Origin of the sequence: Salinicola corii (assembly GCF_008298015.1) — a bacterium.
GTDB lineage: Bacteria > Pseudomonadota > Gammaproteobacteria > Pseudomonadales > Halomonadaceae > Salinicola > Salinicola corii.
The window spans coordinates 158,245-170,350 of the sequence record NZ_VTPX01000007.1 but is presented as its reverse complement, the minus strand read 5'-3'; the positions used below and the strand labels follow the sequence as shown (position 1 = coordinate 170,350).

Here is a 12,106-nt window from a genome sequence, read left to right as displayed (position 1 = left end):
CGAGACGGCGGATGACGCCCCCGGGCATGTTTTAACCAGGCTAAAGCCAACGTGAGAAATTATGGTTCAGCGCATGACGGACTTTCATAGGAAAGGCCGTCAGCGCTGGGGTATCATTGCGCCCCACGCTGCACCTGAAAAGAGCCTGCGCCGCCCATACAGCGTTGAAGATCGGCTCGGAATGCGCCTCGACTCCCGTGTCAATTCCGCTTCCTCACCGATTCTTGCCTCGTCTGGGTTTCGCTCGCCCCCTTTTCGAACTGCGCTGACGATTTTTGAGATCGAGCCGCCGGATGCCTGACTGGCGCCGCTGGTAGTCGAACCATCCCCGAGCCGAGGATTCCCGTCGATGTTCACCCGAGAGATGCAGATTGCCGGATTCGATGATGCCCTTTGGAACGCGATGCAGCAGGAAGTCGCGCGCCAGGAAGCCCATATCGAACTGATCGCTTCCGAAAACTATGCCAGCCCGCGCGTGATGCAGGCCCAGGGCACGCAGCTGACCAACAAGTACGCGGAAGGCTATCCCGGCAAGCGCTACTACGGTGGTTGCGAGCACGTCGACGTGGTCGAGCAGATGGCCATCGACTACGCCAAGGCGCTGTTCGGCGCGAGCTACGCCAACGTGCAGCCGCACTCCGGCTCTCAAGCCAACGGTGCGGTTTTCCAGGCGCTGGTCAAGCCGGGCGACACCGTCCTCGGCATGAGCCTGGACGCCGGCGGTCACCTGACCCACGGCGCCAAGCCGAGCTTTTCGGGCAAGCACTACAACGCGGTCCAGTACGGCATCGACGAGAGCGGCCGGATCGATTACGACGAAGTTGCCAAGCTGGCCAAGGAACATCAGCCGAAGATGATCATCGCCGGTTTCTCCGCCTACTCGCAGATCATCGACTGGGCCAAGTTCCGCGAGATCGCCGACAGCGTGGGTGCCTACCTGCTGGTCGACATGGCGCACGTCGCCGGCCTGGTCGCGGCAGGCGTCTATCCCAGCCCGCTGGCTCACGCTCACGTGGTCACCACCACCACGCACAAGACGCTGCGCGGCCCGCGTGGGGGCCTGATCCTGTCGGCCGAGAACGATGCCGAGATCGAGAAAAAGCTGCAGTCCGCCGTCTTCCCCGGCGGGCAGGGCGGGCCGCTGATGCACGTGATCGCGGCCAAGGCGATCTGCTTCAAGGAGGCGATGGACCCCGAGTTCAAGACCTACCAGCAGCAAGTGGTCAAGAACGCCCAGGCGATGGCCGGTGTCTTCATCGAGCGTGGCTACGAAGTCGTTTCCGGTGGCACCGAAGACCATCTGTTCCTGCTGTCGCTGGTCAAGCAGGGGCTGACCGGCAAGGATGCCGACGCGGCGCTGGGCCGTGCCCATATCACCGTCAACAAGAATGCGGTGCCGAACGACCCGCAGAGCCCGTTCGTGACATCCGGTCTGCGCATCGGCACCCCGGCGGTGACCACGCGCGGCTTCGGCGAGGCCGAGTGTCGCGATCTGGCCGGCTGGATCTGCGATATTCTCGACGCCATGCAGCAGGGCGACTCCAGCCAGGTCGAGGGCGAGGTCAAGGCCAGGGTCGAGGCCGTCTGCTCCCGCCTGCCGGTCTACCGCTGATCGGACCCGGCTTGCCGCTCACGATGCCCCTCCTTGGAGGGGCATCGTCGTTCTGGCCTCCCGACGGCGTCGCGGAGAGCAAGGGGCTTGCCCGTGGCGGTGGAAGGCGGGGGCGAAAGATGAGACAAGGAGATACCGTCGCGGTGCAGGTCGAATTCGGATTCAGGGTGTATTTTCCTACGACTTTGGTCTTGTCTATGACCATGGTCTAACAGCCAGGCAGGTCAACTTGCTGGAAGCTATGTCGGACATAGATGGCTGTGAGTTGAACATCGCGATGGCAGCAGATCCTCCAGCGACAGATCCCCCCAACCTCCCGAGGCCCGATATCGCCGAAGCGCTGGCCGAGGCCGTTTTCAGCGGCCGCTATGCGATCGGTGCCATGATTCCGCGGGAGGTCGATCTCTGCGAGCGCTTCGGCGTCAGTCGCAGTACCGTCCGCAGCGCCCTGCAGAAGCTGGTCAACGCGGGGCTGCTGGTGCGTATTTCCGGGCAGGGGACGCGGGTCTGCGAGCTGGCCTCCTGGCATCTTCTCGATCCCCAGGTCAGCGTCTGGATGGCGCGCTACGCCCAGCCCAACCCGCATCTCCAGCGGGAAGTCTTCGCCTTTCGCGTGGCCGCGGAGCCGTTCGTTGCCGCTCTGGCTGCCACCCACGCCACCGCCTCGGACCTGCTGGCCATCGAAACCGCCTACGAAGGCATGATCCGTACGCTCGAGCGTACGGATCTGCACTGGCAGGGACAGAGCTACAACGCTTACGACGTGGCGTTCCACGAGGCGATCTTCGCCGCTTCCCACAACCTGATCTGGGCGCAGATCAGTCATGTGCTCAAACCGGCCATCGCGCTGATCGTCGAGCGCTCCAACCAGAGCGCCACGCTGCATAGTGCCAAGGATCTCGATGACAGCATGGCGCGTCATCGACGGGTGATGGAGGCGATCCGCCTGCGCCAGCCGCAGGAAGCCGCCAAGGCGGCGCTATCGGTGCTCAAGCGCACCGGCCGTGACCTCGGCATGGAGGATCTGGTCGAGAATCCGCCGTCGATCGTGATGCCGCCTTCGATCGGGGTGCCGTGATGGCGCTCCAGGCCTGCCAGTGGGGCCGCGTCGGCGCTTTCGCGTCAGCCGGTCCGAATCGAACGAACTGCTTTGAAGAGAACAGGTGAACCATGAAGATTACCCGCTTGAAGACCTGGCAGGTGCCGCCGCGCTGGTTGTTTCTCAAGATCGAGACCGACGAGGGTTGCTATGGCTGGGGGGAGCCGGTGGTGGAGGGACGCGCCGCCACGGTCGAGGCCGCCGTGCATGAACTTTCCGACTATCTGGTCGGTCAGGATCCGCGCCGCATAGAACACTTGTGGAACATCATGTATCGCGCGGGATTCTACCGGGGCGGTCCGATTCTGATGAGTGCCATCGCCGGTATCGACCAGGCGCTGTGGGATCTGAAGGGGCGCGATCTCGGCGTGCCGGTGCACCAGCTGCTGGGGGGTGCCTGTCGCGACAGGATGCGGATGTACGCCTGGACCGGCGGCGACAAGCCCAGCGACGTGGGCGCGGGCGCCAAGGCGCTGGTCGACAAGGGCTTTACCGCATTCAAGATGAACGGTACAGCCGAAATGGCGATCGTCGACTCTCACGCCAAGGTGGACGAGGCGGTGGCCCGTGTCGCCGAGGCCCGCGATGCGGTGGGGCCGGATGTCGGCATCGGTATCGATTTCCACGGTCGCGTCCATCGCCCCATGGCCAAGGCGCTGCTGCGGGAGCTGGAGCCGTATCACCCGATGTTCGTCGAAGAGCCGGTGCTGCCGGAACACCTGCCGAGCCTCAAGCACATCGCCGGGGGCCTCGGCTATCCCATCGCCACCGGCGAGCGGCTGCACACGCGTTATCAGTTCCGCGACCTGCTGGTCGAAGGCATGGTCGATATCGTCCAGCCCGATCTTTCCCATTGCGGCGGCATCAGCGAGGGCATGAAGATCGCCACGCTGGCATCCTGCTTCGATGTGGCGCTGGCTCCGCACTGTCCGCTGGGACCGCTGACGTTGGCCGCTTCCCTGCACGTGGATGCGGTCAACCACAACGCCTTCATCCAGGAGCAGAGCATGGGCATCCACTACAATCGGGACAACGACGTGCTCGATTACCTGGTGGACAAGAACGCGCTGGCGATCGAGGACGGCTACTGTGCGATTCCACAGGGACCCGGGTTGGGCGTCGAGATCGACGAAGCGTTCGTCGAGGAGCGTGCCAAGGTCGGGCATCGTTGGCGCAACCCCGTCTGGACACATGAGGATGGTTCCATCGCGGAGTGGTAACGGCACACTCGATAGCCGCCTGCGCGAGTGAATCGCCGTGTTGCCCGGTGCGCGAACTCCTCACATATACCCCATATGCTCCGGGTTCTGTGCGCCGGGCGCCTTGCGCTTCAGCTCGCTCGGCTGGCTCTCGAGCGCACCGTACTTGGCGCTCAGCCGTCTTTGCTCGCCGACGCAGAGCATCCAGGAAAGTGTGGCCCGGCTGGCTCTCGAGCGCTCCATGCTGGTGCTCTGCTGGCTGCGCTCCAACGCGCGGCCCTAGACTGGCCGAAACGAGGAGAGAGAAATGAATGAAACACGCAAGTTCGCATTGGAAACGGCGCTGCGCGAGCGCCCCCTGGTGGCGATCCTGCGCGGTATCACCCCGGGAGAGATCGATGGGGTGTTCGACGCGCTGGTGGCGGCAGGTTTCAAGCTGATCGAGATTCCGCTCAACTCCCCGCGGGCCTGGGACAGCATCGCCGCGATCGCCAAGCGCTGCCCGGACGATGTCGTGATCGGCGCCGGTACGGTACTCGACCCCGAGCATGCCAAGCGTCTGGCCGATCTCGATGCGCCGCTGCTGATCACGCCCAACACCGATCCGGAAGTGATTCGGGCCGGGGTCGAGCACGGTCTGGCACCGATGATCGGCTGCATGACGCCCAGCGAGGCGCTGGCCGCGGCCAAGGCGGGCGCGTCGGTGCTCAAGCTGTTCCCGGCGGCACGCCTGGGCACGGGCTACTTCAAGGATATCAACGCGATCCTGCCCAAGGGTCTGCCGGTGCTGGCGGTCGGCGGCATCGATCAGAGCAACATGAGCGAATGGCATGCCCATGGCGTGGCAGGCTTCGGCTTCGGCAGCAATCTCTACAAGCCGGGACGCAGTGCCGAAGACGTCGGACGGGTCGCGGCCGAACTGGTCAAGGAGTGGCAGCGGCTGAGCGAGGTCGCCCACTATGCCGAGCAGCAGGAACGCGAGGCGGATGCATGAGTGGCGATGCACCGGCGCGTCTGATCGTCATCGACTGGGGGACCAGCAACTTCCGTGCCTTCCTGGTCGACACGGCCAGCGGCGAGGTGCTGGACAGCCGGCGTTCGGCCTCCGGCCTGCGCGCGCTGAGCCAGAGCGAATTTCCCCACTACTGCGCGTCGCAGACCGACGACTGGCGGGAGGGCGGCGGCGCGGCTTCGGGCGCTGAAAAAGTCCCGGTCTATCTGGCCGGCATGGTCGGCTCCGCGCGGGGATGGCACGAGGCGCCGCAACTGGAACTGCCGGTCACCGCCGCCGATCTGGCGCAGAACGTGGTCGCGGCGCCGGGGCTCGACGACGTCTGGATCGTGCCGGGAGTCAAGCAGGTGACCCCCGAGCATGTCGACGTGATGCGCGGGGAAGAGGTTCAGGCCTTCGGTGCACTGGCGCTTGCGGGCGTGGAGGGTGGCGACTGCTGTCTACCGGGGACGCACAGCAAGTGGGCGCGACTCGATGCCGGCCGCATGACGGCGTTCAACACCATGATGACCGGCGAACTCTACCACGCGGTGCGTTTCCACACCCTGCCGGGAGAGCCGGCTCGCGAGGATGCGCCGTTCGACGAGGGGGCGTTTCGACTCGGCGTCTCCCGGGCCGGCTGCCCCGGGGGGGTGATGCATGCCCTGTTCGAGGCCCGCAGTCGCCATCTCTACGCGGGGCTCGAATCGCCGCAAATCGGCAGCTTTCTCTCCGGCGCGTTGATCGGGGAGGAGGTGAGGGCCATGACAGCGGCTCGCCCCGAGCTCGACAAGGTGTACCTCGTCGGCGCCGATTCGCTACGGCAGAGTTATACCATCGCGCTGGAAGCTTCCGGGATCGAGGTCGAGGCGATCGACAGCGATCGCGCGACACTGGCCGGCGTCATCGCGATCGCGGCAAGACACGTCCGATACTGACCTCGCCCCGCCCATTGAACCATTAATGCACCAAAGTGGTGCAGAGGCACGCGCACCGAGGGTTCGACATCGCCGCCGACGGCCCGCGACCCGTACCCAAGGCGCGGGCCGTCGTGTTTGGCATGATACGTGCTACCTTCACCTATACGACTGCCGACACGCAGCCGATCGCGTATGACATGACGAGGTGATGCGATGCGGGTGAAGCCATGACACAGCCGACCTTGAACCAACCACCGTTGCTGGTGTTCACCGATCTCGATGGATCGTTGCTGGACCACGATACCTACGATTGGCAGCCAGCCTCGACCTGGCTGCATCGTCTCGAACAGCGGGCGATCCCGGTCATTCCCACCACCAGCAAGACCCGTGCCGAACTGCTGGCGCTCCGTCATGAGCTGGGGCTGGAGCAGACACCCTTCATCGCCGAGAACGGCGCCGTGATCGGCTTGCCGCCTTCCTGGCAGCACGCGCGACTGGATCGTGACCCGGCATCGCCGGATGGCCTAGTGGTCAAGACGCCGAGCATGGATGTCGATTTCATCCGGCGACGTCTGGACGTGGTACGCGAGCGCCATGGCCTGCGCTTCCGCCGGATGGGGGAAATGGATCTGGCCGAGGTTCGGGAACTGACCGGGCTCAGCGCCGCCGGTGCCGAACAGGCGATGATCCGTGAAGGGAGCGAACCGCTGGTCTGGGAAGACAACGACACCAAACTGCAAGCTCTGCATGAGACGCTGCGCGTCGATGGTCTCCGCCTGACCCGGGGCGGCCGTTTCTGGCATGTCATGGGCGCGGTCGACAAGGGGCAGGCCGCCGAATGGCTGGTGGCACGATTCGAGTCCTTGCGTGGCTACCGGCCGAGGACGCTGGGCCTTGGCGATGGACCCAACGATCTGGCACTGCTGTCGACGACGGACATGGCCGTGATCATTGCCGCCAGTCACGGCCAGGCGATGACACTGGAAAATGCCCGGGTCTATCGAACGCGAGCGCGAGGGCCTGCCGGTTGGTCGGAGGGCGTCGCGCATTGGCTGACCCAGGAGCCGGGGTGGGAAAATGACGAGCAGCGGTAGCCGAAGATATCGACCTGATGACAGGCGTCACGGATCGACGCCAAAACGACAATACGAAGAGGGCGCTTCATGAGTGATTTTTATCAGAACGGTATCATTACCAATTTCCACAACCTGACTCGGCGCTCGGTGGAAGCCCTGGAGAACGATCTCAAGCAGTTCTCGCGCAGCCGGCCGATGGGGTTGATTCTGCCATCGCTCTACTCGGAGCTGGAGGGACCCGCGCTCTCGCACATCGTCGATGAACTGTGCAAGGTGCCTTATCTCAGCGAAATCGTCATCGGCCTCGACCGGGCCGATCGTGAGCAGTTTCTCAAGGCGCGGGAATTCTTCTCTCGCTTGCCTCAGCACCACCGCATCCTGTGGAACGACGGCCCGCGACTCCAGGCTCTCCAGCAGGAGCTGGCGCAGGAGAATCTGGCGCCCCTGGAGCCGGGCAAGGGCTGCAACGTCTGGTACTGCTCCGGTTATGTTCGCGCATCCGGCAAGGCCGAGGCGATCGCGCTGCACGACTGCGATATCGTGACCTACGACCGCGGCCTGCTGGCGCGATTGATTTATCCAGTTGCCAACCCACGCTTCCACTACGAGTTCTGCAAGGGCTACTACTCCCGAATCGCCTCCGGCAAGCTCAACGGCCGGGTGGCGCGGTTGATGGTCACGCCGCTGATTCGGGCTTTCAAGATGATCTATGGGCCGTTGCCCTACCTCGATTATCTCGACAGCTATCGCTATCCGCTTTCCGGCGAATTTTCCATGCGCGCCGATGTGCTCGACGGCATTCGCATTCCCAGCGACTGGGGGCTGGAGATCGGCGTGCTCTCCGAAGTTCATCGGAACTTCTCGACCAAGCGCCTGTGCCAGGTGGATATCGCCGACGCCTACGACCACAAGCATCAGCCGGTATCCGAGGAGGATCCCAGCGGGGGACTCAACCGGATGAGTATGGACATTGCCAAGGCGATGTATCGCAAGTTGGCGACGCTCGGTGTGGAGATGAGCGTCGAGAGCTTCCGCACCGTCAAGGCCACCTACTATCGCGTGGCGCTGGATCTGATCGAGGCCTACGACCACGATGCCGCCATGAACGGGCTCAAGTTGGACCGTCACAGTGAAGAGGCCGCCGTGGAACTGTTCGCCGACAACATCATGCAGGCCGGCGCCGCCTTCTTCGAATCCCCGCGGGACAAGCCTTTCATCCCCAGTTGGAATCGGGTCCAGGCGGCGATTCCCGACCTTCAGGACCGCCTGTTCGAAGCGGTGGAGCTGGATAATTCCGGGGAGGTGTAGGTGTGATCCGTGCGCTTGCCGAAAGTCGGCCCGCGGGCGGAGAGCATTGCTTCGACCCTCTCGGCCCATCGCTCGAATATCTCAGGGCTGGACCAGCCACAGGCTGCGGTAGGGCCGGAGGATGTCGCGTTCGTCGGGATGCGGGCTCCAGCGCTTGCCATCCTTGAGCACGTCGTACCATTCGCCGCCATTCAGTTCGTCGATCTCCAGCGGTTGGCGCGTGTCGCTGATGTTGTAGATCGCCAACAGGCGGCGCCCATTGGCGAGCGGCCCGCGCTCGACGGCGAAGATGCCGGGCGGCGTATCCAGCACTCGCTGAGCGGCTTCGGGATGAAAGCAGGGCTCGTTGGCGCGGATATTGAGTCGTCGCTTCAGCGAGGTGAACGCCTCACGGGTCGGCGTACTGCGGCTGTCGATGAGTTCGTCCAACTCCTCCTTGGGCCAGCGCCGCCGATTGATCGAGCGAAGGTGACCGCTGCGTTCGACGCCGCCATGGTCGTTGAGCGTGGCGGTCAGGGTGTGGAAGTAGACGCCGGGGATGCCCTGCAGCGCTAGCATCAGATTCTGGCTGCACAGGAAGCGCTCGACCTGCCACGCATCGGCACCGCGACGTGTCCCCTTCATCGCGTCATAGTAGGTGATGTTGATCTCGTAGGGCGAGTCGCTGCCGTCGGCGTCGGTCTTCATGCTGACGTAGCCGCCGAAGCGATGCATGAGCTCGAGCAGAATCTCGAGGTCGTGCGGTGGCAGCAGGCCTTCGAGGGCTCTCACGCCGATACCGTCGTGGCTGGCGGTGAAGTTGAAGTAGGTACAGCCCGGTGGCAGCGCCGGCAGGCTGCGCGCCCAGTCGGCCAGCGTGGTGGCGTCTCCGCTGGTTAGCGTGTGCACCAGCAGAGGCGGTAGCGTGAACTGGTAGATCATGTGGGCTTCGTCGGGCATCGATTGCGACGCTTCGCCGTCGCTCTTGCCCTGTCTTTCCAGGCTCTGTCCTTCCAGCCCCTGTCTTTCGAGACCAAAGTAGCTCATGTTCTCGTGATGTGGCACGTTGGTCTCGGTGATCAGTAGTGTCCCCGGTGCCATGAAATCCAGAATCGCCCGCAGCAGGCGCACGATGGCATGGGTCTGAGGCAGGTGGACGCAGGTGGTGCCGACTTCCTTCCACAGATAGGTGATGGCGTCGAGACGGATGATTCGGGCGCCCTGCTGGACGTAGAAGAGCAGGATGCCGATGAATTCGAGCAGGACGTCCGGATTGGCGAAATTGAGATCGATCTGGTCTTCGGAGAAGGTCGCCCACAGGTGGCGCGTGCCGCGACGCGTCGATACCGGCACCAGGAGCGGCGAATTGCGCGGCCGCGTAACCATGGAGAGGTCCGTTTCCGGGTCCATCTCGATGAAGTAATCGCGCCCCGGCTGCGTGCCCGAGAGATAGTCGATGAACCACAGCGAATCACGCGAGACATGATTGATGACCAGATCGACCATCAAGTCCACCCGCGAGGCGAGCCGACGGATATCCCGCCAGTCCCCGAGCTTGGGATTCACCTCGCGATAGTGGATCACCGAAAAGCCGTCGTCGCTGCTCCAGGGGAAGAAGGGCAGGATATGCAGGCCGCTGAACGTCCCGTTGAGGCGCGTGGCGAGAAAGTCGTCGAGCACTTCCAATGGCGGACGTTCTCCATCGATGATGGTGTCGCCGTACGTGATCAAAATCTGGTCGCGCTCACTCCAGGTGGGGCGCGGCAACGTGTCCAGTGCACTGCGTTGGTGCATCAGCAACGTCATCAAACGCCGCATGATCTCGTCACGGCGGGGTCCATATACCTCCTCCAGGCGCGCGCTGGCGCGTGCCATGAAGGCCTCCTCGGAAAGCGCGGGATAATTCGCGGCACGACTGGGCATGGGCGATTCCTGGTGTCGGCGGTTGACGTACTGTGGCCGGTGGTTCGAGGCTTCGTTGTCAAGGATTGTCACAACATCCTTGCAGAAGATGGGCCAACATCAAAATCGCCAAGGTTTTTCCGCGTATTTCCGCTATGTTGCCCAAACCGGTACACTCTTTCTCTCATACGGCACCGTTACCGCATTCATCAACAAGAGCGGCGATCGCGCTCATCGCCCACGCTGACAGGTAGACCCCGACGATGCATTGCCCGTTCTGTGGTACGCACGATACCAAGGTGACCGACTCCCGCCTGGTGGCCGAGGGGGATCAGGTGCGTCGTCGTCGTCAATGCGCCGAGTGTGGAGAGCGCTTCACGACCTATGAAACCGCCGAACTGGTGATGCCCCGGGTGGTCAAGTCCGATGGCTCCCGCGAGAGTTTCGACGAGCAGAAGATGCGCGCGGGCATGGCGCGTGCGCTAGAGAAGCGTCCTGTCAGCGTGGAGTCGTTCGAGGCGGCGGTCGAACGGATCCGCCAGCGGCTGCGAGCCAGAGGCGATCGCGAAGTGGAAGCGCGCGAAGTGGGCGAAGAAGTGATGGAGACCCTGCAACGTCTCGATCACGTGGCCTATATTCGCTTTGCCTCCGTCTATCGCCGTTTCCAGGATCTCGACGAATTTCGTGCCGAGATCGACCGGCTGTCCCAGGAGCCGAATCTCCCATCGGGTGATGAGGGCGGCCAGCGCTGAGTCGGTGCCTGTCCCGTCACTATCGTCTCCTTGCTTTCCCTGCTATCGAGCGAGCCCTCATGTCCTCATCGATCCTCGAATCCATTTCCCCGCAATCCTGCATGGACCGGGCGATCCAACTTGCCTGGCAGGGCCGCTACAGCTGTGATCCCAATCCTCGGGTCGGCTGCGTGCTGGTCAGGGATGGCCGGATCGTCGGGGAAGGCTTTCACGTGCGGGCCGGCGAGCCCCACGCCGAGATCAACGCGCTGCGGATGGCCGGCGAGGCGGCCCGGGGAGCGACCGCCTACGTCACGCTCGAGCCCTGCTCGCACACCGGGCGTACCGGGCCTTGCAGCCTGGCCTTGATCGAGGCGGGCGTGACCCGGGTCGTCGCGGCGATGGAGGATCCCAACCCGCAGGTATCGGGCCGGGGATTCGCGATGCTGCGCGATGCCGGCGTCGACGTCGCCGTGGGGCTGCGGGAAGAGGCCGCCAGTCGGCTCAATCCCGGTTTCATCCGCCGCATGCGCGAAGGGTTGCCGAGAGTCACGCTGAAGATGGCGATGAGCCTGGACGGCCGTACCGCGATGGCGGATGGGGAGTCCCAGTGGATCACCGGCCCGGCCGCGCGGCGGCAGGTCCAGCGGCTGCGGGCCGAGTCCAGCGCGGTTCTGGCGGGCGTCGAGTCGATCATCCTCGACGACTCCCGGCTGACGGTGCGCGCCGATCAACTGGGGCTCGATGATGCCGAAGCGATCGCCCGGCGTCAGCCTCTCAGAGTGATCCTCGACAGTCAGCTACGCATGCCGCTGGCGGCGGCGTGCCTGAGCGAACCGGGGCGTACGCTGGTATTCACGATCCAGTCGGAGATGAGCGAGCGGCGTCGCAGGCTCGAGGCCGCTGGCGCCGAGGTGGTGGTGATGCCGGCCAATGCCGAGGGGCGCGTGGAGTTCACGGCCCTGCTGCGCCATCTCGCCACCCGGGAAGCTTGCAACGAGGTGCTGGTCGAGACCGGTGCCACGCTGGCCGGCGCGCTGCTCGAGGCCGACTGTGTCGACCGTCTCGAACTGTTCATGGCGGCCACGTTGCTGGGCAGCGAGGCGCGTCCGCTGTTTGCGTTGCCGGGGCTGGCGACGATGAGCCAGCAGCGGCGGTTGAAGATCGACGATATCCGGGCGCTGGGTGACGACTGGCGTATCTCGGCCCGCCCGCTCAGGGATGGCTGACTCCGGCGGAGTGGCGGCGTCACCGATAGCGCGCCGCGTCGCCGCCACCCGACAGTAGCG

11 protein-coding genes are annotated in these 12,106 nt (G+C 64.3%); 9 read left to right on the top strand and 2 right to left on the bottom strand.

Translation table 11 applies throughout. The annotated features are described in order from the left end of the window. The first annotated feature begins 349 nt into the window (after positions 1 to 349). From glyA to dgoD, 3 genes are all read left to right on the top strand, one after another. Positions 350 to 1,612 (top strand): serine hydroxymethyltransferase, encoded by a 1,263-nt coding sequence (gene glyA / locus F0A16_RS13555; protein ID WP_149435932.1) that lies wholly within the window; start codon positions 350 to 352, stop codon positions 1,610 to 1,612. Positions 1,613 to 1,889: 277 nt separating this feature from the next. After that, positions 1,890 to 2,690, top strand: coding sequence for a FadR/GntR family transcriptional regulator (locus F0A16_RS13550; RefSeq protein WP_149435931.1), 801 nt, complete (start codon positions 1,890 to 1,892; stop codon positions 2,688 to 2,690). Between the two features lie 92 nt (positions 2,691 to 2,782). Next, entirely contained in the window at positions 2,783 to 3,931 is a 1,149-nt protein-coding gene (gene dgoD / locus F0A16_RS13545; RefSeq protein ID WP_149435930.1) for a galactonate dehydratase, read from the top strand. 60 nt (positions 3,932 to 3,991) lie between these two features. Here the strand turns inward: dgoD and F0A16_RS21750 are convergent, their stop codons facing one another. Further along, complete coding sequence (locus tag F0A16_RS21750) at positions 3,992 to 4,153, bottom strand: hypothetical protein (protein WP_187776008.1); 162 nt, start codon at positions 4,151 to 4,153, stop codon at positions 3,992 to 3,994. Between the two features lie 64 nt (positions 4,154 to 4,217). Between F0A16_RS21750 and F0A16_RS13540 the strand changes: the two genes are divergently transcribed. The 4 genes from F0A16_RS13540 (at position 4,218) to F0A16_RS13525 (ending at position 8,205) form a co-directional block, all read left to right on the top strand. Next, positions 4,218 to 4,904 (top strand): 2-dehydro-3-deoxy-6-phosphogalactonate aldolase, encoded by a 687-nt coding sequence (locus F0A16_RS13540; protein WP_149435929.1) that lies wholly within the window; start codon positions 4,218 to 4,220, stop codon positions 4,902 to 4,904. Continuing rightward, positions 4,901 to 5,839, top strand: coding sequence for a 2-dehydro-3-deoxygalactonokinase (locus F0A16_RS13535; RefSeq protein WP_149435928.1), 939 nt, complete (start codon positions 4,901 to 4,903; stop codon positions 5,837 to 5,839). The genes F0A16_RS13540 and F0A16_RS13535 overlap by 4 nt, the downstream gene beginning before the upstream one ends. Before the next feature lie 209 nt (positions 5,840 to 6,048). After that, the gene (locus F0A16_RS13530) at positions 6,049 to 6,915 is read left to right on the top strand and encodes an HAD-IIB family hydrolase (protein ID WP_149435927.1); all 867 of its coding nucleotides are present in this window, start codon (positions 6,049 to 6,051) and stop codon (positions 6,913 to 6,915) included. A 69-nt stretch (positions 6,916 to 6,984) separates the two neighbouring features. Next, entirely contained in the window at positions 6,985 to 8,205 is a 1,221-nt protein-coding gene (locus F0A16_RS13525; RefSeq protein ID WP_149435926.1) for a glycosyltransferase family protein, read from the top strand. 81 nt (positions 8,206 to 8,286) lie between these two features. Here the strand turns inward: F0A16_RS13525 and F0A16_RS13520 are convergent, their stop codons facing one another. Further along, entirely contained in the window at positions 8,287 to 10,107 is a 1,821-nt protein-coding gene (locus tag F0A16_RS13520; protein ID WP_149435925.1) for a sugar phosphorylase, read from the bottom strand. A gap of 242 nt (positions 10,108 to 10,349) precedes the next feature. Here F0A16_RS13520 and nrdR point away from each other — a divergent pair, with 242 nt between their 5' ends. After that, the gene (gene nrdR / locus F0A16_RS13515) at positions 10,350 to 10,838 is read left to right on the top strand and encodes a transcriptional regulator NrdR (protein ID WP_149435924.1); all 489 of its coding nucleotides are present in this window, start codon (positions 10,350 to 10,352) and stop codon (positions 10,836 to 10,838) included. 59 nt (positions 10,839 to 10,897) lie between these two features. After that, complete coding sequence (gene ribD / locus F0A16_RS13510) at positions 10,898 to 12,046, top strand: bifunctional diaminohydroxyphosphoribosylaminopyrimidine deaminase/5-amino-6-(5-phosphoribosylamino)uracil reductase RibD (RefSeq protein WP_149435923.1); 1,149 nt, start codon at positions 10,898 to 10,900, stop codon at positions 12,044 to 12,046. The last annotated feature ends 60 nt before the right edge of the window (positions 12,047 to 12,106 follow it).

Bases quoted from the DNA above. Each gene is read 5' to 3' on its own strand.
- dgoD (WP_149435930.1), top strand. From the start codon at position 2,783: ATGAAGATTACCCGCTTGAAGACCTGGCAGGTGCCGCCGCGCTGGTTG.
- F0A16_RS13535 (WP_149435928.1), top strand. From the start codon at position 4,901: ATGAGTGGCGATGCACCGGCGCGTCTGATCGTCATCGACTGGGGGACC.
- F0A16_RS13550 (WP_149435931.1), top strand. From the start codon at position 1,890: ATGGCAGCAGATCCTCCAGCGACAGATCCCCCCAACCTCCCGAGGCCC.
- nrdR (WP_149435924.1), top strand. From the start codon at position 10,350: ATGCATTGCCCGTTCTGTGGTACGCACGATACCAAGGTGACCGACTCC.
- F0A16_RS13530 (WP_149435927.1), top strand. From the start codon at position 6,049: ATGACACAGCCGACCTTGAACCAACCACCGTTGCTGGTGTTCACCGAT.
- F0A16_RS13520 (WP_149435925.1), bottom strand. From the start codon at position 10,107: ATGCCCAGTCGTGCCGCGAATTATCCCGCGCTTTCCGAGGAGGCCTTC.
- F0A16_RS21750 (WP_187776008.1), bottom strand. From the start codon at position 4,153: ATGGAGCGCTCGAGAGCCAGCCGGGCCACACTTTCCTGGATGCTCTGC.
- F0A16_RS13525 (WP_149435926.1), top strand. From the start codon at position 6,985: ATGAGTGATTTTTATCAGAACGGTATCATTACCAATTTCCACAACCTG.
- ribD (WP_149435923.1), top strand. From the start codon at position 10,898: ATGTCCTCATCGATCCTCGAATCCATTTCCCCGCAATCCTGCATGGAC.
- F0A16_RS13540 (WP_149435929.1), top strand. From the start codon at position 4,218: ATGAATGAAACACGCAAGTTCGCATTGGAAACGGCGCTGCGCGAGCGC.
- glyA (WP_149435932.1), top strand. From the start codon at position 350: ATGTTCACCCGAGAGATGCAGATTGCCGGATTCGATGATGCCCTTTGG.